The following is a 19,998-nucleotide window of genomic DNA, read 5'->3' as shown; positions in this document are numbered from 1 at the left end:
AAAATCCAAAGTCAGCCTGATAAAGAAATACCTTCGTCAAATCATAATATTAATGAAGCAATGAACTATACAAACAATCCTAAATATAAACAATTTGTACTATGAGGTCGTCATCACAGGCTATTCTATTGATAGTTATCTTTTTCACAGCAATCAATTCCTTTGCACAAGTAACAATCGGTTCGGGTAATGCACCCAATGCAGGAGCTTTGCTGGATTTGAAACAACACCCGGATGGAAGTTCAAATAAAGGGATGGTGCTCCCGAAGGTTTCATTGACTGATACGGATAATCTTTTCCCCATGTTCGAAACTTCTCCCGGAAGCGGATTGGCTAATGCCAACTACACAGGAACATTGAAAGATGCCGAAGATGCCCGCCATGCCGGGCTTATGGTATACAATATCAACGATACCGGCGTCGATTTCTGCAAAGGTATCTACCTGTGGAGCGGAACCGAATGGGCACGCATCCCCACACCTTGTGCCAAAGCATTTTTCAGTACAAGCAGTATGTTGTTTTATAAAAGCGCTTTAGCCGCCCGAAACGTAACATTGGATTTGAGCCACAACAATGCGTCGGTCTTATGGACCAACGATGGCATTATCCCATCGGCTGACTGGCAACAATACCCGTCGGATATTACGCGGGGAGTTTCCAAAATATTTACTTTTCAACCGAAAGTAAATACGACCGGCGGAGATCGTACAACGATTGTTACGGCAACCGTAAAAATAGACAACAAAACGTATGTGCACCCTATCACCATAACGCAGCTCGACAGGGAAATGCTCTATTCGCTCAATACAACTACCTTTGCTCCGCAAGGTACTACTCATAGCGTTGTTGCCACTACCGAGGCTTCGGATTGGAGTGCAGCCCTCACTTCCACCAATCCGGGAACAATGTTGTCAGGCTTGGCCGATAATACCAATCGCCCTAATAGTGGTACAATGAGGATAACCCTTGCCGATAACCCGACTTGGGCAGAACGTATCGCCAAACTCAATATTACTTCCACCGATCCCCATTTCAAAAGCAGGGAAATAGATGTAAAACAAACGGCTGCTGCCCCCGTGCTGACAAGAACCAGCGCCGGAACAATAAGTCTTGCATCCGCTCAGAATGTGACTTTCAACACCAATGCACAATGGCAGTTTGCAGTGCAGTCCGGCAATTATGCTGCCGTCGTTGGTAGCGCTTCGTTGAGTGGAACAGCCATTACAGCCGGAACAACGCAAGGCACTACTACCCCTGTAACCACAAGAGCGACAAGCGTCACATTCAACCCGAGCACCAGCGAACCCGCTCCGGGCAACTACACCACGACTGTTCGCTTTTCGGCGCTCAATACAAGTCCGCAGGCAGCTCCTGCGCCTTTCGATGTGGTTATGAACAGGACAGTAGGTGCCCGCTTTACATTCAATTCATTGAGTGCTACAAGCATAGCCCGGGCAGGCGGAAATATCACCGTGAATGTGAGTACCAATGCTGCCTGGAAAGCGACTCCTTCCATCGGTACGGCTTCTGCCAATCAAAACCCTTCCAATTTTGGGAATAAGAGCACTACGGTCAACATTTCTCCCAATACCACCTGGTCTATAACAACATCACCAGTGAACAGGACTATAACCGTATCGGCGGTTTATGGGAATAATACATCTTCCATGCTCACTTCGGGAGGAAGTAAAACACTTACCCAGCCCGGATATTATATTTCGTCAGCGTCGACTAATTTGTCTGCTTTGTCAGCCAGTGCCGCCACCAATGTAAACGTATCGCTGGCGGGTGCCTATCCGAATATGACAAACTATATCAGGGCCTATAATGTGACGGGAAGTGCAGCGCTGAAGACGGGAACGATTGCAGCAGGAGAATACGGAACGCGATCGGTAACTTTGTCGGTACCGGCAAATGCTACATGGAATTCGAGAAGTGTAAGAATGGAATATTATCATCCGGGAAGTGCTTCATGGAAGACTGTCGGTTCGGCAGTCACCCAAGCGGGATATAATATCTCGGGGATTAGTAGAACTATTCCTACGCTTGCTGCCAATGCCGCTAATAATACCAGTGTCACCGCTACCGGATATTTTCCCCAGCTAAATGTCCGTTCGGGTTATTATACCACAAGCGCTTCCAGTGTCACCGCCTTAACAACGGGTACGATTGCCGCAACTACTTCGGGCTCGAAAACTTCGGGCAACCTGAGTGTGCCGAAAAATGCTTCCTGGACAACCCGGAATGTAGTATGTCAATATCAGAACCCGAAAAATGGCAATGCCTGGACAACCATAGGCGCAGCCGTCAGCCAGGCCGGATATAAGGTAACGGCAGCGTCGGCCACTGCTGTGACATCTGCAGCAGGAGGTAATTGCATAGTTACACTGACAGGCTTCCGGCCGAATATAAGCGTGAGAGCATTAAATACTCAAAGTGGAACAATCAGCGGAACAGTAAATGGCGCCAACAGCGGCAACAGTTCAACTACTCTGGCTATACCGCTCAACCAATCAACAACCTCCACCAGAACAATTACTATTCAATATAATAATAACGGTACATGGACGAATATTACCAGCTTTACGCAAGACGTAGGAAACTTTAAACTATCCACCGGACGAATTGTAGCTAAAGTAGATATTCGCACCGCCGGGCAAAGTATATGGAACTACGCTATGGGTATTCCGGCAAGTTACAATACTGCGACTTATCCACATCAGAACTGGTTGAATTATACACAGGATTATAATACAACACAAAAAACGGGTTGTGCTGCTTATTCCGAGCCGGGCTATCCGGCAGGTGCATGGCGTGTACCTACAGAAGCTGAAGCGATTGAAATGATTAATAACAGAGGAAGTATTCCTGCTTTCGATGCAACAAGTCCGCACTGGACTTCGACGGAAAAAAATTATCAATCGATTTCGATACCTCTTTTAAATCCTAATAATGCTGCTACTAATCCTACCATTGTATATTATGACGAATTTTATGGTAATGCAGCAAGGAAAAAATATCTTACACTTGCAACACGTTGCGTTCGCTACCCTTGATACCTCAATATATAAAATGTGCAAAGCTTCCGGCTATTTCAGGGAGCTTTTGCTTTTTTTGACCAATCGTTTCTTTCCTGCGTGATTGCCATTCCCCGATAAAGTGTTATCTTTGTAATGAATGTATAGAAGAAAGGAGTTTACGATGACAACTTTTGAATTGGAAATAAAAGAATTTATTAAAGATATTGATAGCGAGGAAACACTAAATAAACTCAAGCAATATCTTAAGAAACTTAAAAAAAGGTCTTTACCCTGTCAATATACGGAGGAAGAATTAAAACTTCGTATCAATCAAGGGATTGAAGATGCAAAAAACGGATTGGGCTGTACACAAGAAGATATGCGTAAAAAATACAGTTCTGTATGAGGATAATCTGGTTACCTCTTGCCCAGGAAGATTTAAGTAAAATATATAATTTTATAGCTGATAAAAGTGAAATATCAGCTATAAATGTTTCTAATGATATTCTGGAGGCTGTAGAATTGCTAAAAAAGTTTCCTCAAATAGCACCAATAGAACCTATCCTTTCAGATTATCCCGAAACTTTTCGATCATTAATTGTTAGAACTTACAAAGTTATTTATTTCGCACACGAGAAGACTGTTTTTATCACCTCTATATGGGATTGCCGGCAAGACCCTGAAAAGCTTAAAAATACCATCGGAAAGAAATAAAAACCCGTTTCTTTCCTGCGTGATTGCCATTCCCCGATAAAGTGCTATCTTTGTAGCATTAAAACCTAAAAACTCAGAAAATAAATGGCATTACAATGTGGCATCGTAGGTTTGCCGAATGTAGGTAAATCGACTCTCTTCAACTGTCTGTCCAATGCGAAAGCGCAATCGGCCAACTTCCCGTTTTGTACGATAGAACCCAATGTAGGAGTAATAACCGTTCCGGATGAACGATTGAACAAACTGTCAGCAATAGTCAATCCGCAGCGGATAGTACCTACCACTGTCGAAATTGTCGACATTGCCGGCCTCGTGAAAGGTGCAAGCAAAGGGGAGGGATTAGGAAATAAATTCCTTGCCAATATCCGCGAAACAGATGCTATCATCCATGTACTTCGCTGTTTCGACGATGACAATATCACCCACGTCGACGGAAGTGTTAATCCTGTCCGCGATAAAGAAATCATCGATACCGAATTGCAGTTGAAAGACCTCGAAACCGTCCTTGCCCGCATCCAGAAAGTGGAAAAACAGGCAAAAACAGGCGGCGACAAAGATGCCAAGCGGATGTATGATATCCTTCTCCAGTTCAAAGAAGTATTGGAGCAGGGAAAATCTGCCCGCGTAGTGACTTTCGATAGTAAAGAAGACCAAAAATCGGCCAACGAACTTTACCTGTTAACATATAAGCCTATCCTGTATGTTTGCAACGTAGACGAAGCCAGTGCATCGTCGGGCAACCAATATGTAGAGCAGGTGCGCGAAGCCGTGAAAGATGAGGATGCCGAAATATTGGTAGTTGCTGCCAAAATAGAATCGGAAATAGCCGAATTTGAGACATACGAGGAACGCGAAATGTTCCTTTCGGAAATAGGATTGCAGGAATCCGGCGTTGCCCGTTTGATAAAAACTGCCTATAAATTATTAAATTTGGAGACTTATTTCACCTGTGGCGTGCAGGAAGTGCGCGCATGGACTTATACCAAAGGCTGGAAAGCCCCTCAGTGTGCAGGTGTGATACATACCGATTTCGAAAAAGGATTTATCCGCGCCGAAGTGATTAAATACGAAGACTTTGTCACCCTCGGTTCGGAAGCTGCCGTAAAAGAAGCCGGAAAGATGAATGTTGAAGGAAAAGACTATGTCGTTCAGGACGGCGATATTATGCATTTCAGGTTTAACGTTTAAAAAAAAATAGCCGATTATGATTTGCTCAGTACATAAAGACGAATACAACAAGTTGTTGGATGTATGGGTAAGCGCCGTGCAGGCGACGCATCATTTCTTGTCTAACAAGGATTATGAATTTTACAGGGAACATATCCCGGTCTATTTCAACCATGTGGACTTGTATGCCTACAAAGATGATCATGGAGTGATAAAGGCTTTTCTGGGTATCTCCGAAGAGAATAAAATAGAAATGCTTTTCGTCCATAATTCGGTCCGTGGCAAAGGAATCGGAAAGAAATTGATGGAATATGCCATCGAAAAATTAGATGCCCGTCAGGTGGACGTAAACGAGCAAAATAAGCAGGCGCTCGATTTCTACTATCACCTCGGATTCGAAGAAGTAGGGCGCGACGAGTACGACGGCGAGGGATTGAACTATCCTATTCTTCGTCTCGAACTGAAAAAAGGTAAAAAAAAGTAGATATTTTCCCGGAATAGAGAAAATTCTTGTTACTTTGCGTGTCAATCAACGGATAATTTAATCTAATAATATAATATCATGGCGAAAGAAACAAAGATTACGACAGTGCTGTTCGGCTTGGACGGTGTGATAGTCGATACAGAATGTTACTACGACAATTTCTGGAATACAGTAGCCGAAAAAGCAGGTTTGAAGATAGAAAACTTTGCCGCTACCATCAAAGGGATGACAATCAGCTCTATCATCGAATTGTATTTCACTATATCCCCACTCGAAGAGAAACAGGCTATCCGCAAGGCTGCCGCCGACATGGAAGCCAAAATCGAATATACGAAACTCGTTATTCCCGGGGTATTGGATTTCATCAAATACCTGAAAGAGGCGGGATATAAGACAGGTGTCGTGACCAGTTCGCCATCCGCTAAGGTGGATATTGTATTGGAACAATTATCGCTGAAAGGAGTTTTCGACACGGTTGTCACTTCCGACAGCATCAAGAAGGGAAAACCCGACCCGATGGGTTATGTATTGGCTCAGACCAATCTGGGTGTACAATCGAACGAATGTACCGTTTTTGAAGATTCTTTCACAGGTATCAAGGCTGCTACCTATGCCTTTATGCGCGTGATAGGAGTTTCGACAACACACACGGCCGATTTCCTGAAAGATTATACCTATGCCGTTATTTCGGACTTCAAGGATATCGAACGCCTGAAAACGTTTATCTGATTGTAGTTAAAATACAGTATCATAACCGGAAAAGTTGCATTTTCCGGTTTTTTTGTTTTCCTTTGTCAAATATAACGGGGTTAAATACCTATACGGATGATGGAACAAAAACGCCTTATTTTTTTATTCAACTTTCGTCTTATCAATATGTTCATTGGTGAGATAATAGGCACACACACACACACACACACACACGTAATATAACGTTTTCTTGGGATTTATTCAAATTTTCAGATAAGAAATTTATTAGAAAAAGTAAACAAGTAGACAAGTTAACAAGTACACGAGAATGGTATAAACTTGTTTACTGGTCAACTCGTCTACTTGTCAACTTAAGATATGCTTGTGTTAATGTCAGGGGTATTCACCCCGTTTCATCCCGTCTTCTCCGTGAGGAGAAGCGGGATTTTTCAGTTAACAACAGAACCCTTGTAGGGGCGAAACATCGTTCGGCGAAGCGCAGGCGAGCCAAAAATCTTTCGCCCGCAATATCCAACATATACGGGGCAATATTTATTGCCCCCTACATCCAAATCGGAACGAGATCCCTCGTAGTCACTCGGGATGACAAAGCTAACAGCTATCAGCTAACGGCTAAAATCTATAATCCATATCCGAATTTACTAATATGCTAATTATAAACATTATGAAACAAAAAATCTTGACACAGGCTATTATTATAGTAGCCTCATTCGTTACAACAAACCTATGTGCGCAGGTAAAAATCGGGGATTCAACCCCTCCTGTTGCAGGAGCCTTGCTCGAACTAAGCGAGGGAAGTACCACCACCAAAGGCTTAGGCATGCCTCGGGTAGAATTGACCAATTTAGAACCAGGTACTCCTTCAGAGTTGGCTAAATCGATTGGTAACACTACCGAAAGTTACGATTTGAGCGATCATATTGGATTGATTGTTTATAATATTAAAGAAAAACAATGCCCACATACTGATGCAATCAATACTGGCCTATATATTTGGAATGGTGAAAAATGGAGTATTTTGGGTAAAGAAAAACCAGAAATTCCAGTTGCCTCTTCTAACGAATCGGAATGGGGTACAAAAGTTCTTCGTCATGTAGCTAAACCTGGGATTTATGAAGAATTCATCTCGGCCGATTTCAGTACAGCTGGTAGATGGATGATAACCAATCTATCTGCAAAGGATTTTGATGGAATCAGCCATTCTTCTGGACGCTCTCTGAGTGGTCCAAATGCTAATTCTTCCATGGCCTGTGATGTCGCATATTGGTGCTATCCCAAAGAGTCTGGAATTGTAACTCCTGGTGAATCCCCCTCTATAGAATATCTTGCAAATCCTTATTTGGGATATTTGTATACATGGGATGCAGCAACGGCTGGAAAAGGAGGAATAGATGGAATAGGAAGCATAGCAAATGAAGGAGGTATTATACATGCACAAGTACAGGGGATTTGCCCTTCGGGTTGGCATTTGCCGAGTGATTATGAGTGGACGGAATTAGAAAATGAGATCATAAGAAATACAACTAAATATGCAAATGTGACAACCAATATTGATCCTGGTGATGATAGTGAAGTATTAAATCAAGACAATTATACGGTTAACTGGCGAGGAACAACACATGGGCAAGCTATACAAGATTTTTGTGATCCAATTATTCGTGCTTCAGAAGGATTCTCAAAAATACCGTCAGAAGGAGGATTTAATTTATTGGCGCCAGGGATGGCCAGTTATGGTTCTGTAATCAATTTTGGAGGAACCGGTATTTATTGGACGAGTAGTTCTTCTACGTATAATGTAGGAAATGCCTGGTATCGTAGTATACAAAATATAATGAACGGTGTTTATCGCCATAATGCTGGCACTGTAAATTTTCTTTTTTCCGTACGCTGCAAGAAAGACTAATGACCAGTTATTAGATATCAGTTAACAGTTATCATATTTTTCGGATAACTGTTAGCTGTTTCCCTGCGTTCTTTCACTTTGTGTCCTCTGTGTAAAAACTTAGTGCCCTCCGTGGTTAAGTAATAAAAAAGTAACCTCACAAAAAAACGCACAAAACATATATACTTTTTGTATACCTTTTTACCATAATCTGCTCATAATAAGCACAAACAGAGACCTACAAAGGTGACACGAGGGTGACATCAATACAAATACATGCTTTTCAGTTTCTTGATATCGACGCCCAATACCGTAGTCAGGTAGTTTTCTACCGAGCCGTGATCGGCTTTGATCTTGTCCAACCCTGCCTGCAGGTATTCTCTTTCTACCGTCATCAATGGTGCCATTTGCGGATAGCGTTCCACCATCGGGGCATACTTATCTGCCAGATAGACTTTCGAAAGCAGATAGTCGTTCATTACAGTCTCTTCATCTACACCCAATCCTAACAGAATGAGGGCAGTAGCCATACCCGTACGGTCTTTACCTGCCGTACAATGATAGAGGACAGGAACATTATCTTCATCCAGCAATATCTGGAAAAACTCCCGGTAACGGTTTATCGCCGTCGAATCGGAAACCAACAGGACGTTGATCTCTTGCATCAGTCCGGCAAAATCAATCTTGGTGAAATCCGCCATTATCTGGTCAGGTGTCAGATTTCCCGGAGCGATACTCAGATCGAAATTGTTCATCACCGATTTGGGATAGCGATCAGGAGCTGACTTTATCTCCTGTTGCGATCTGAAATCTACAATCGAGCGAACAGGCAAATAATTGAGATAATTCAAATCCGAAGGGGTGAGATTGGCCAAATCGTCGGCACGAAAGAGTTTTCCCCATTTCACGTACCGTCCTTCGGTAGTCCTCACTCCGCCTAAATCGCGGAAGTTATATCCGCCCGTCATGGGCAGATGCTTATCCGTCAGGATAGCCTTTCCGTTATCCGTCACCAGCTCGAAATAGCTGCGCAAGGAGTCGGCAACATTCAGTTCGAATTCACCGCTTCCCTCCCCCGTAAGCAACGGGCGCGAGAAATCTATACTATCGGTCGAATAGCCATAGTACAATTGCCATGGTCCTTGTATATCTATTTTGATGGATGCTTTCTTAGTCTCTTTGTCCCGTAAAATTTGGGCATTTTGCGTCAGGTCTTCACCTTCGAATGTAGCTGTCATATCTGGTTTGTTTTGGTTACATGCCGGAAAGAATATAGCACAGAAGAAAAAGGTATATACCAATATAATTTTTCCCATATACTCGTTAAAATATTTTATTTATGCTGTGGTTTATTATCATTATGTAACAAAGGTAGGGAGAGTAGAAGCATAAAATAGCTGTAGGAATTAAAAAAATGCCTAAGTTTTGGAAAAAATAACATTTAATATCTCGAAAGGCTCACTTCCTTGTATAAACTTGTGTAAATTTGTTATTCGTGTTAAGCAAAATCATCAATAGGGTAAATGAGAAATAAACTGCCGTACCTCTTTTTATTCGCTTCCGGCATAGTGCTTTGGAGCGCCTGCTCGCAGAAGACAATGTCGATAGACGTCCTTTGCGAAAAAGGGTCGAAAGGGGATTATGAAATAAAATGGGAGTTATATCCCGAGCCGGAGAATGCAATTGTAGAAATATTTTCGTCTGACAATGACTCTACATTCTTTTCCACACCTACCGTCATAGCCAAAAGCGACGATTATATTGCGGCCATGAATCTTCCGGACTCGGCACGTCGTCAATTCTTCAAACTGAGGATAGACAAAATATGGTCGGGGGTTATCTCCAACCGTTTTTTCAACCTCGACAGTGTGCACAACTTCCGCGATTTGGGAGGATATTACACTTCTAACGGGCAACAGGTACGATGGGGAAAGATATTCCGCAGCGGCAACTTCAGGCATATGACAGCTAACGACCGGGACGAAATAAACAGGTTGCATATAAAAACGCACATCGACATACGGGTACAGGAGGTCAGGCCTCTCAACAATCCGTTGAATGTGGAACATTACTACAGATTGCCCATCGGGCAGGATAATTTCACATCCATTGTCCCCCAGATACGCGAAGGGCGCTTTATGCGGGGCGATGCCGTCATATATACGCAAGATTTATATAAAGAGTTTGTTGACAATTACACCGAACAATTTGCGGCTTTCTTCGATTATCTATGCCACGAAGACAACTACCCTATCTTGTTCGGTTGCCATTTAGGCAAAGAGCAGGCAGGTCTGGCTTCTTACTTCCTCCTATACACATTAGGTGTACCTGTGGAAACTATCGAAGACGACTATCTGGCATCCAACCGGGGAATAAATAAATCGTCGCTCGTGCCGGACATTACCAACCTCCCCGAATCGAGCCAGGAAGCGCTCCTGCTAATATCCAACACCGATATTTCATACCTGCGCTTTGCGCTCTCCTGCATCCGTAAGAAACGGGGTACATTGGACGAGTATCTGGAAAAAGATCTGAAAATTACTCCCGAAAAACAAATCAGGTTAAGGAAGATATTACTCTATAATACCGTTGAGGATTAAGAAGATAATAAGGTGGGAGATTGTTTCCCACCTTATCTATTAATCTTGGAAAGAGGCCTGATCCAGCCAGTTGAGGCGGGATGTAAGCCAAGTTTTCATATCCTTCACATCCTGATTGAAAGCAACTCTAACCACCTCATCCTGTGTGCCCGAAGGTTTGATATTCTGCCACAAGCGATTATCTTCGACAATTGCCAGACTGATATACAACCAATTTCTATATATGTTTAACAACAGTTATATAGTCTCTATGTGCTGGCGGCTATAGTTCCTATACCACCATTTCTGCATAAGTATGGCTGTGACGCAATAGACGATTGCCTGCACCCATAAGGCAATATATTCGAACCATACTTCGCCTAAGGATGCTCCCATCGTATTGATGCGCACAAATCCCTGTATGGCAGGGGTAGATGGTATAATGTAGCTAATCGATTTCAGCATAGGAGGCATGGACGCCCAAGGCCACGATATGCCCGACAGAAAGACAAAGATGACACTGGTAAATACAAACAGCGGCATGGCAAACTCGCGTTGCGAGCAGAAATAGGACAGCGTAATGCCAAAGAAAGCCGATGCCAGCAGGAAAGGCATAATAAAGATGGCAATCGTAGACGGTTCGCCAATCTGCGGCAGATCGAACAGGTAAGGGACAATCCGTATGACCCAGATAGAAATGAGCATATACAGGAGGACATAGCAAACCGCTTTGCCAAAGGTCAGTCCTAATGAGCCGACCTTCTTCCCCGTAAGGTCATTGATGCCTATCGAATAGATACGTCTGTCATTCTGCGTACCAACGCGGGTAGCGATACCCAGCAACATGGTTTGCTGGAGAATCAGGATAAGGACTGCCGGGATAAGGAAGCTGGCAAAGCCATTGGCTGGATTGTACAAGGGAACCCATTCGTTCAAAACCGCCTGTTGGGTATTCGCATCGTCTCCCCTACTCTTGTATCCGACCTCCGAAACACGGATGTCTGCTCCCATATCCAGCGAAACTTCCGTCGTACTCAAAACCATCGCTTTGTAGAACAACAAGGCGCTCATGTCGGCATACACATTTACCTGTGTCTGCTTTTGTGTATGTAGATTTTTGCTGAAATCGCCCGGGATATAAAGAATACCATAAGCCTCTTTGCGGCGCATATATTCTTTGGCTTCTTCCATATCTCCGGCATAACCGATAATGTGCACGTCGGGCGTGGCATCTACCTTGCGCACAAATTCGCGCCCAAGAGCCGAATGTGATTCATCCAGCGCTATCATTTTCACCTCGCGCGATACCTCATTATTGTAGATATAGGTATACAGCAACGGATAACCGAATGGTACCAGCAGGAAGAGGATAATAATGGCCTCGTCGCGGATAATGGCTTTTAGTTCCGATTTGCAAGTATAATATATGTCGAGAAAGAATTTGAACATAGCTACTCCTTTAAGGTTCGTAAACATTGAGGTTCAGCTGCTTTTTGACCGAACCGAAAAAGAACAACGACAACAGCACAAAACCGATCAAGGCGGCATAATGATACATCGAATAGCCAAGAGCTATCCCATTCAACCCCTGATCGACATATATCAGCACAAAATGCCGCATCGGGAACAAATAGCCGAGGCTCTGTAAGGGTGCATCCATAGAGAGCGCCGGAAAGGACATACCCATAATAGAGAAGGTGAGCATCCCCACAAGGCTGGCAATACTCAAGGCAAAACGGTAGTTGCGGAACAAGCCGAACAGAACGACGCCGAATGCCTGCGATGCCAGAATAAGGCATACATAATTGATAAACATCGGCACAAAACCGCTATTCATCGGATATTGGTTATAGTAATACAGTACCGACATATAGAACAATGCTATAACAATAGCAATCAGCGTATAAGGCAATAGTTTCCCCGCCATTACCTTCAGGATGGAATTGCCCGACAAGCGTAGCAATACTTTTCCTTTTCCAGCTTTAATTTCCGAACCCAGACTCGATACGGTAAACATAAACAGCATCAATTGCAGAATAGCCGGAAGCAATAAGTTGTTGAGGTAAATCGAATAGTTTAAGTAGGGGTTGCTCAGCGGGTGCGATTCAACCTGAATGGGCTGCACGACGGGCATAATCTGCTCTTCGCGGTAGCCGTGCGCCTGCCCGGTCTGCAATCCTACGGATGCCGATGCCAAGGTCGAAATCGTTTTCAAATCCTGAAAGAGTAGCGAACCCGACAGCAAAAAAGCATTGTTGGTATAATAAACCAGCTTCGGCTGACGGCCGGAAGTAGCATCCTTCGAAAAATTATCAGGAATGGTCAGGATAGCATATATCTCGTCGCGTTCCATCATTTTGCGTGCTTCGGGAAACGACAGGCTTTTGTATTTGATATCCGTTTTGGGGAAAGCATCCAACTGGCGGATCAAGGTGCGGGAGGTAGCCGAATTATCCAAGTCTACCACAGCGATAGGTATCTTGTGCGGCTGTCCTTCGTGCATCATATACACCAATATGCCGGTGGAAAGCAAAGGCACCACAATCAGCCCCCAAATACACAACTTGGAGGTAGCCATACGGTAGATTTCCCGTACAAAGACCGGTATGATGCCTGTCTGTATTTTCATTCCTTTATAATCAAAGACATACCCGGAATAACATCCCTTTGCCCGTCCGAATCCACAAAGCGGGCACGCACCTCGAAGGTTTTGCGGTCGTAATCCCCTGTTGTCTTAGTAGCTTTCCATGCCGCATACGAACCTAAATCCTTGTGATAATAGACTTTCATATCCACCTCTCTATCGAGCGCCGGAACGTACACCGACAATACATCTCCCATCTTGAAATTCTTCAACCTGTCTTCGCGTACATTGAAACTTCCCCATTTATCAGAAAAATCCATAATGTTGAAAATCGGCGAGCCTGTGCCGATAAGCTCGCTTTCATTCGGGTAACGCTCGGTAATTTGCCCGTCGACAGCCGATATTATATAACTCTCGTCTACATACGACTTCACTTCGGCCACTGCCCCACGGGCTCTTTCCACTACCGATTCGGCAGCGTCTTTATCTTCCGCTTCCGCTCCGTTGAGAGCCATATCGTATTGGGCTCTGGCTGCCCTTTCGGTAGCAGCCGAAGCTTTATAATTCGCCTCCGCTTCGTCGCGTTTCTGGGCTGTTACCACTCCCTTGTCGAAGAGATTTTGCATACGGGTATAGGATTTCTGAGCAATCTCGAGCCCTGCGCGGGCTTTCTGCCACATTTCGTATGCCGCCTGTTTTTCTTCCCCGCGGGCACCTTTTATTGCTTTGCGGTTCTGAGCCATCGCTCCCTCTTCGGCAGCCCGAGCCTGTAGCAATTTGGCATCGATATCGGGTGCGCTAAGGATGGCGAGGGTATCACCCTTTTGCACATAATCGCCTTCGTCGAAATAGAATTTGGCGATACGCCCGGGAATCTTACTCGAGATGCGTATTTCTGTTATCTCGGCTTCACCTTGTACGATGTTGTCGTGCTGGCGCAGGAAAAAGAAACCATACAACCCAACCACTATGATGACAGCAGTGAATACCAGAATGGGGATTAGCTTCGATGCCCCTTCTATTCTATCTTTCTCAGTATGCATATATCTCGATTTTTATTTGACAACTATTTTTTCTTGTAACTTGTAACTGCCCGTAGGGCGAAGTAACTTGTAACTATCTTATACTACGTCCTAATGCCTTGTTGAGGTAAATGCGGCAGAGTTTCACATCTATCTGGGCATCTACTTTTTCGGCATGAGCCGATAGCCACGCCGTATGTGCCAACAAAGCATCGGTAGCCGAGATAACCCCTTCTTCGAATCCCGTATTGGCATAATATAGGTTTTCGTCGGCACTTTCGGCATTTTTGCCGGCAGCTGTCAGCTTTTTATTCGCCTCTGCCAGCTTATATGTCTGCTGGCTCACTTGCAACCGTATTTTTTCTTTGGCATCTTCCAGTTCGTAGCGCGCTATGCGTGTACGGGCTTTGGCAGCATTCAGCTTGGTGGAACTGGTAATGAAATTGAGCGGGATGGTGACTTTCACCCCTACATTCCACATGCCGCCAAATTCATTTTCAAACCCATCGTTGAGGTTGGGCTTCGTGGTCATATAGCCGACGGAAAGCCCGGCTGTGGGAAGGAACTCGGAGAAAGTAATATTCTCCTGCTTCTTGTATATTTTAGTTGCCAATTCGAGGCTTTTTATCTCCTGACGATTGGCAATGGCTTCTTCGGCGCTTCCATTTGTTGGGGTTTCCTCATCTAAAACGAGCTCGGGAAGCTTTTCATCGGCCACATTGATGGCGTCGGTAATCTCTATTCCGCATAACTGGCAAAGCAGCATTTTAGAGAGGCTCACCCCATTGCGCGCTTTTGTAAGCGTCATTTCGGCTTCATTCAATTTTACGCTGACGCTCAGCCGGTCGGCTTTGGTGGCAACACCTTCGTCGAGCATCGCCTGAATATCGTTATCCATCTTTTGCAGCGACTGTACGTACGATTCGGCTAATTTCTCTTTATTAGCTAAGGAGACAACCTGCCAATAGGCTTCGTCTACTTCTACAATTATATCGGTCAGCTTCGTATCGCGCTGGCTTTTCGCTAACTCCTCGGCATAAGAACGTAAATCGTGGTAGGCAATAATCTTACCTCCCGCAAATATAGGCTGGGTGAGCGAGATGCCTCCTATCCAGAAGTCGCTCATATCGATTCTTCCGGCACGATATATATCATTCTGGATATTCTCGGGAATAGTGATATTTCCGATGACAGGCAATGTGATATTCGCCGGAATAGACGAACGCCCTATCAGGTGGAGGTCTCTGCCAAAATGCAGGTAAGAGCCTGTTGCTGCTACTTTCGGAAAGAAATTCATCAGTGCTTCTTTCTTTTCGTAATAGGCTATCCGCTCTTCTTCGGAGGCTATTTTCAGCGCCTTATTATTGTCGATTGCCAACTGACGACATTCTTCGAGTGTAAAATATTGCTGACCTGCGACTTTTGCCGAGCAGAATAGAAGCACGATGGAAATAAGATATATTCTTGTTGCCATATCTCAAAATCTCTAATACATTATTTAAAACCCTTTTAGTTGTTTGTGCAACCTTTTAGCAAAAATACATAAATATTTCAATTATATACTATTACAACATCCAAATTTTAACATTGTTCAGTCGTTTTCATTCCGGCAACAAAAAAAGCCGCAGGATTCTATTCAATCCTACGGCTTCGACCTACCTAATTAACTAATAACCCCAATTTATAAATCCATTATCAGAACATCACCTCCTTTTAAGGATAGTTCCTTATTCAGATTGATATTTTTTTCTGTGATGATATCTCTTGCTGTTGTTTTGTTCAATATCTCCTTATATGGTTCGAGGCTGATTGTCCGTTCGCTATCCGAACCATTCAGCATGACGATAACCGATTTACCGTTATACTCGCGCTGATAAACATATACATCATTATTCGGCGCAAAGTGTTTCAATGTTCCTTTTGCAATCACTTCGTTTCCTTTTCGCCATTGCAATAGTTTGCGCATATAGTCGTGGAAACGGTTTTGCTTATCCGTCCTGCCCGACGAAGTGAAAGCGTTCCGGCTGTCGCCCGGCCATCCTCCCGGGAAGTCGGCGCGTAATGCTCCATCACCTTCCGATTTTTCGGCTGCCATGCCTATCTCGCCTCCGTAATATATTTCAGGGATTCCGCGAGTAGTGAAAAGGAAGGCATAAGCTTGGCGATAGCGGTCGAAATTGTCGGTATCTGCCTGATTGCGAAGGAAACGGGATGTATCGTGATTATCCAGGAATACTAACAATTCGTGCGGATTTTCATATACGATATCTTGTCCCAGATAATCATATAAGCGGCTTACACCTTTATCCCAAGACGGTTCTTCGTCAAAGGCCTGTGCCATAATTCCCATTAACGGGAAATCCATTACACAGCGGAGATTCGAGTTTTTAGGAGCAGCCAATTTACTGTCTTTCTGCCAATAGGCGATTGCCACATTGTTGCTGTACCACGTTTCGCCTACGATGTTGAAATCGGGATAGGCATCTGTCACTTCCGCGCACCATTCGGACATGAAGTCGAAATCGGCATAAGGGTGGGTATCCTGACGGATTCCGTTGATGCCTGTAAATTCGATCCACCAGATACTTGTCTGTATCAGGTAACGAGCAACATGATGGTTGCGTTGGTTGAAATCGGGCATCGGCTCAACAAACCAACCGTCGAGCGCCATTCTTTTATCATAATCCGACGCATAAGGGTCGTATTGAGTAGTCGTTTTAAAAGTGGTTTGAGTATATTTCTTCGGAAAATTGAACCAATCGGGCGAAGGCATATCCCTGAACAGGTAATTTTCGCTTCCGCAGTGGTTGAATATCATATCCATCACGACTTTCATCCCTTTGCCGTGGGCTTTCTCTACTAATGCTCTGAAGTCGTCATTCGAACCGAAACGACGATCGACACGGTAATAGTCGGTGATAGCATAGCCATGATACGAACCCGAAGCCATATCGTTTTCCTGTGTCGGGTTCAGCCAGATAGCCGTAACGCCGAGGTCGTGGATATAGTCTAAATGGTCTGCTATTCCTTTTATATCTCCTCCGTGACGGGCAAAAGCATCGTTGCGGTCGACCTTGTTTTCGCGCATGCCTTTTACCACATCGTTGGATGTATCGCCATTAGCAAAACGGTCGGGCATGATGAGATACAAGACGTCGCTCGAATTGAATCCTTCTACACCGGCAGCATTGGCGCGGCGCTGCTTCAATTCGTAAGGGATAGATTTCTTTTCTTTTCCGCGTTGCAGATTGATATTGAATGTCTGCGGTTTAGCATCCGACAGATCCAAATATACCAACAGGTAATTCGGGTTTTCGAGACGAACCACTTCTTTTATTCGCACATCACTTGCCGAAACGGTAACGTTGCACGGCGAGAGGTTCTCTCCATACATTAGGATCTGGAGCTCGGAATTTTTCATGTCTGCCCACCAAAAGGCAGGATCAAGCTTTTTGACATCGATAGCGGCGTATGCAAGCCCTATACAAGTAAACAGCAGAATTGCCGATAATAGGATTCTTTTCATGATATAAGATATAAAAATCTTCTCCGGCTACATACATAGCCGGAGAGGATTGTGAATATTATAATTTCTTCAAGCCTTTTGTCTGGGCTTTATCTGTAACTTCAAAAATGCTGATAGCATATCCTCCCGCAGAAGCCGATTTTTGTGTCAGTTTAGATTTGTTAGTAACAATCACTTTGCGGATTGTATAGGCTTGCGGATTGGTTTTATAGTGTGCATCCGCAGCATCTGCATAAATAGTTGCTATATATTGTTTACCCGGTTCGAGGAAGTCGAAAGAGATTTTCGATGTAAATCCATTTTCGCCACATACGTTTCCGACAAACCAGTTATTTGTTCCTTTTGCTTTGCGGGCAATAGTAATATATTCTCCCGGTTCGGCTTCCAGATATTTACTGTCGTCCCAGTCGATAGCAACGTCTTTGATAAATTGGAATGCATCCGGGAAGCGTTCGTAGTTCTCGATGATATCGGCAGCCATCTGCAATGGGCTGTACATAGTCACATACAATGCCAATTGATTAGCCAATGTACTGTTTACGTGCGAATTGTTATTCGGGTTGAGTTTGGCGATATCCATTTCGAAAATACCCGGAGTATAGTCCATAGGACCTCCCAGCAAACGTGTAAACGGAAGTACAGTTACATGGTTCGGGTTACTTCCTCCGAATGCCTGATATTCTGTACCACGTGCCGATTCGTTACCGATCAGGTTAGGATAAGTACGGCAAACACCAGTAGGACGGGTAGCTTCGTGCGCATTGACCATGATTTTGTGCTCGGCAGCTTTCTCAACGGCATACAAATAATGATTGTTCAACCATTGTCCGTAATGGTGTTCGCCGCGTGGAATCATATCTCCTACATATCCGCTTTTCACAGATGTGTAGCCATTATCATTCATAAATTTATAAGCAGCATCCATGTGTCGTTCGTAGTTGCGTACCGATGATGATGTTTCGTGGTGCATCATCATTTTCACCCCTTTGCTCTTGGCATAGCGATGAAGTTCTTTAACATCAAAATCAGGATATGGTGTCAGGAAATCGAACACATAATCTTTCGAGTTTCCGAACCAGTCTTCCCAACCGATATTCCATCCTTCTACCAATACGGCATCGAATCCGTGTTTAGCAGCAAAGTCTATATATTCTTTTACGTGAGCAGTATTTGCTGCGTGTGTTCCGTTCGGTTTCACTTTCGTATAATCTGTCACACCCAACTGAACGCTTGGCAATTCGTTCGTGTAAGACCATGAACTTTTTCCTGTAATCATTTCCCACCATACACCGACATATTTCACCGGCTTAATCCATGATGTATCTTCGATTTTACAAGGCTCGTTCAGATTCAATGTCATATTAGAGGCAAGAATGTCGCATGCATCGTCGCTCACGATGATAGTACGCCAAGGGCTTACGCATGGCGCTTGCAAATGTCCTTTATTTCCTTGTGCATCGGGTGTCAACCACGATTCAAAAATCATGTTCTTGTCATCCAGATTGAGGTGCATGCAAGAGTAGTTGATCAATGCCGCTTCGTGCAAGTTGATATATAATCCATCGTCCGATTTCATGATCAACGATGTCTGTACACCTGTTTTGGAGAATGGTGTCTGCGATGAGTTAGGCGTCACGGCCTTGTCCATCAAACCACGTATCTCCGACAGGCGCGATGTGGTATGGTCATATTCCTGTGTGTCGTAGTCGCCCGGCAACCAGATAGCTTTGTGGTCGCCTGTCATAGCAAACTGGCTACGTTCTTCTTTGATAATAAAATAGATGAGGTTCTTTTGTTGCGGAAATTCGTAACGGAAACCTAAGCCGTCATTGAACATGCGGAAACGGATTACTATCTGACGGTCGGTGTTCGGTTGATTCAATGTCACCGCCAACTCGTTGTAATGGTTGCGGATATCTTTTGTTTCGCCCCATACAGGCTGCCACGTTTCGTCAAAAGCAGAAGTCGCCGTATTGGCTACAACGAAACCATCATAGAGCGATGTTTTTTCATTCTTTTGTTTCGATTGTGTTCCTTCGGGCGAAAAGTCCCAATATTCGCGTCCATCTTTTTCGGGAACTAATTCAAGTCCGAGTTTGCTCGGCTTAATCACTTCTTTCCCTTTATAGGTCAGCGTATACGTCGGTATACCACCATTTTGAAGGTAGAATTTCATTGCAAAATTACCGTTCGGCGATTTCAACTCCTGTGCATTACAAGTCATTGCAATGAGAAGGATAATAGTCAGAGTAGATAAAAGTTTCTTCATTTTTCCTTAAGCTTTTAAATTCAGCGGGAATCACATATAA

The 19,998-nt window shown here is 44.0% G+C and carries 16 protein-coding genes; 8 read left to right on the top strand and 8 right to left on the bottom strand.

Annotated elements, in window-relative coordinates:
• Positions 1-101: 101 nt before the first annotated feature.
• The 7 genes from D0T66_RS10840 (at position 102) to D0T66_RS10810 (ending at position 7,999) form a co-directional block, all read left to right on the top strand.
• A complete protein-coding gene (locus D0T66_RS10840; protein WP_163357301.1) occupies positions 102-3,056 on the top strand; it encodes a hypothetical protein in 2,955 nt (984 codons plus the stop codon).
• A 145-nt stretch (positions 3,057-3,201) separates the two neighbouring features.
• Positions 3,202-3,426 carry a hypothetical protein gene (locus D0T66_RS10835; protein WP_163357300.1) on the top strand — a complete coding sequence of 75 codons (225 nt, stop codon included), beginning with the start codon at positions 3,202-3,204 and terminating at the stop codon, positions 3,424-3,426.
• Positions 3,423-3,734, top strand: coding sequence for a type II toxin-antitoxin system RelE/ParE family toxin (locus D0T66_RS10830; protein ID WP_163357299.1), 312 nt, complete (start codon positions 3,423-3,425; stop codon positions 3,732-3,734). Before D0T66_RS10835 ends, D0T66_RS10830 begins: the two co-directional genes overlap by 4 nt.
• A gap of 84 nt (positions 3,735-3,818) precedes the next feature.
• Positions 3,819-4,922, top strand: coding sequence for a redox-regulated ATPase YchF (gene ychF, locus D0T66_RS10825; RefSeq protein WP_163357298.1), 1,104 nt, complete (start codon positions 3,819-3,821; stop codon positions 4,920-4,922).
• 16 nt (positions 4,923-4,938) lie between these two features.
• Positions 4,939-5,385: a GNAT family N-acetyltransferase gene (locus D0T66_RS10820; protein WP_163357297.1), complete on the top strand. Its 447-nt coding sequence runs from the start codon at positions 4,939-4,941 to the stop codon at positions 5,383-5,385.
• A gap of 78 nt (positions 5,386-5,463) precedes the next feature.
• Positions 5,464-6,114, top strand: coding sequence for an HAD family phosphatase (locus D0T66_RS10815; protein WP_163357296.1), 651 nt, complete (start codon positions 5,464-5,466; stop codon positions 6,112-6,114).
• A 646-nt stretch (positions 6,115-6,760) separates the two neighbouring features.
• Complete coding sequence (locus D0T66_RS10810; protein ID WP_163357295.1) at positions 6,761-7,999, top strand: FISUMP domain-containing protein; 1,239 nt, start codon at positions 6,761-6,763, stop codon at positions 7,997-7,999.
• A gap of 242 nt (positions 8,000-8,241) precedes the next feature.
• On the opposite strand, the gene D0T66_RS10805 is transcribed toward D0T66_RS10810, so the two are convergent.
• Entirely contained in the window at positions 8,242-9,294 is a 1,053-nt protein-coding gene (locus D0T66_RS10805) for a tyrosine-protein phosphatase (protein WP_255489808.1), read from the bottom strand.
• A gap of 207 nt (positions 9,295-9,501) precedes the next feature.
• Here D0T66_RS10805 and D0T66_RS10800 point away from each other — a divergent pair, with 207 nt between their 5' ends.
• Positions 9,502-10,578 carry a tyrosine-protein phosphatase gene (locus D0T66_RS10800; RefSeq protein ID WP_163357294.1) on the top strand — a complete coding sequence of 359 codons (1,077 nt, stop codon included), beginning with the start codon at positions 9,502-9,504 and terminating at the stop codon, positions 10,576-10,578.
• A gap of 39 nt (positions 10,579-10,617) precedes the next feature.
• Here D0T66_RS10800 and D0T66_RS10795 read toward each other — a convergent pair whose 3' ends face one another.
• The 7 genes from D0T66_RS10795 to D0T66_RS10765 form a co-directional block, all read right to left on the bottom strand.
• Complete coding sequence (locus D0T66_RS10795; RefSeq protein ID WP_221412214.1) at positions 10,618-10,812, bottom strand: hypothetical protein; 195 nt, start codon at positions 10,810-10,812, stop codon at positions 10,618-10,620.
• A 3-nt stretch (positions 10,813-10,815) separates the two neighbouring features.
• Positions 10,816-12,033, bottom strand: coding sequence for an ABC transporter permease (locus D0T66_RS10790; RefSeq protein WP_255489807.1), 1,218 nt, complete (start codon positions 12,031-12,033; stop codon positions 10,816-10,818).
• Entirely contained in the window at positions 12,017-13,186 is a 1,170-nt protein-coding gene (locus tag D0T66_RS10785) for an ABC transporter permease (RefSeq protein ID WP_163357292.1), read from the bottom strand. The genes D0T66_RS10790 and D0T66_RS10785 overlap by 17 nt, the downstream gene beginning before the upstream one ends.
• Positions 13,183-14,184: an HlyD family secretion protein gene (locus D0T66_RS10780; RefSeq protein ID WP_163357291.1), complete on the bottom strand. Its 1,002-nt coding sequence runs from the start codon at positions 14,182-14,184 to the stop codon at positions 13,183-13,185. Before D0T66_RS10780 ends, D0T66_RS10785 begins: the two co-directional genes overlap by 4 nt.
• A 73-nt stretch (positions 14,185-14,257) precedes the next feature.
• Entirely contained in the window at positions 14,258-15,637 is a 1,380-nt protein-coding gene (locus tag D0T66_RS10775; protein WP_163357290.1) for a TolC family protein, read from the bottom strand.
• A gap of 207 nt (positions 15,638-15,844) precedes the next feature.
• Positions 15,845-17,689, bottom strand: a complete 1,845-nt coding sequence (locus D0T66_RS10770; protein ID WP_163357289.1) for a glycoside hydrolase family 13 protein — start codon at positions 17,687-17,689, stop codon at positions 15,845-15,847.
• A 58-nt stretch (positions 17,690-17,747) separates the two neighbouring features.
• Positions 17,748-19,958, bottom strand: a complete 2,211-nt coding sequence (locus tag D0T66_RS10765; protein WP_163357288.1) for a glycoside hydrolase family 97 protein — start codon at positions 19,956-19,958, stop codon at positions 17,748-17,750.
• Between the last annotated feature and the right edge of the window lie 40 nt (positions 19,959-19,998).

Source organism: Dysgonomonas sp. 25 (genome assembly GCF_010501075.1).
GTDB lineage: Bacteria > Bacteroidota > Bacteroidia > Bacteroidales > Dysgonomonadaceae > Dysgonomonas.
The sequence above is the reverse complement of the archived record's forward strand: the minus strand, read 5'-3'. Positions and strand labels throughout refer to the sequence as shown.

Bases quoted from the DNA above. Each gene is read 5' to 3' on its own strand.
- D0T66_RS10840 (WP_163357301.1), top strand. From the start codon at position 102: ATGAGGTCGTCATCACAGGCTATTCTATTGATAGTTATCTTTTTCACA.
- D0T66_RS10835 (WP_163357300.1), top strand. From the start codon at position 3,202: ATGACAACTTTTGAATTGGAAATAAAAGAATTTATTAAAGATATTGAT.
- D0T66_RS10830 (WP_163357299.1), top strand. From the start codon at position 3,423: ATGAGGATAATCTGGTTACCTCTTGCCCAGGAAGATTTAAGTAAAATA.
- ychF (WP_163357298.1), top strand. From the start codon at position 3,819: ATGGCATTACAATGTGGCATCGTAGGTTTGCCGAATGTAGGTAAATCG.
- D0T66_RS10820 (WP_163357297.1), top strand. From the start codon at position 4,939: ATGATTTGCTCAGTACATAAAGACGAATACAACAAGTTGTTGGATGTA.
- D0T66_RS10815 (WP_163357296.1), top strand. From the start codon at position 5,464: ATGGCGAAAGAAACAAAGATTACGACAGTGCTGTTCGGCTTGGACGGT.
- D0T66_RS10810 (WP_163357295.1), top strand. From the start codon at position 6,761: ATGAAACAAAAAATCTTGACACAGGCTATTATTATAGTAGCCTCATTC.
- D0T66_RS10805 (WP_255489808.1), bottom strand. From the start codon at position 9,294: ATGGGAAAAATTATATTGGTATATACCTTTTTCTTCTGTGCTATATTC.
- D0T66_RS10800 (WP_163357294.1), top strand. From the start codon at position 9,502: ATGAGAAATAAACTGCCGTACCTCTTTTTATTCGCTTCCGGCATAGTG.
- D0T66_RS10790 (WP_255489807.1), bottom strand. From the start codon at position 12,033: ATGTTTACGAACCTTAAAGGAGTAGCTATGTTCAAATTCTTTCTCGAC.
- D0T66_RS10785 (WP_163357292.1), bottom strand. From the start codon at position 13,186: ATGAAAATACAGACAGGCATCATACCGGTCTTTGTACGGGAAATCTAC.
- D0T66_RS10780 (WP_163357291.1), bottom strand. From the start codon at position 14,184: ATGCATACTGAGAAAGATAGAATAGAAGGGGCATCGAAGCTAATCCCC.
- D0T66_RS10775 (WP_163357290.1), bottom strand. From the start codon at position 15,637: ATGGCAACAAGAATATATCTTATTTCCATCGTGCTTCTATTCTGCTCG.
- D0T66_RS10770 (WP_163357289.1), bottom strand. From the start codon at position 17,689: ATGAAAAGAATCCTATTATCGGCAATTCTGCTGTTTACTTGTATAGGG.
- D0T66_RS10765 (WP_163357288.1), bottom strand. From the start codon at position 19,958: ATGAAGAAACTTTTATCTACTCTGACTATTATCCTTCTCATTGCAATG.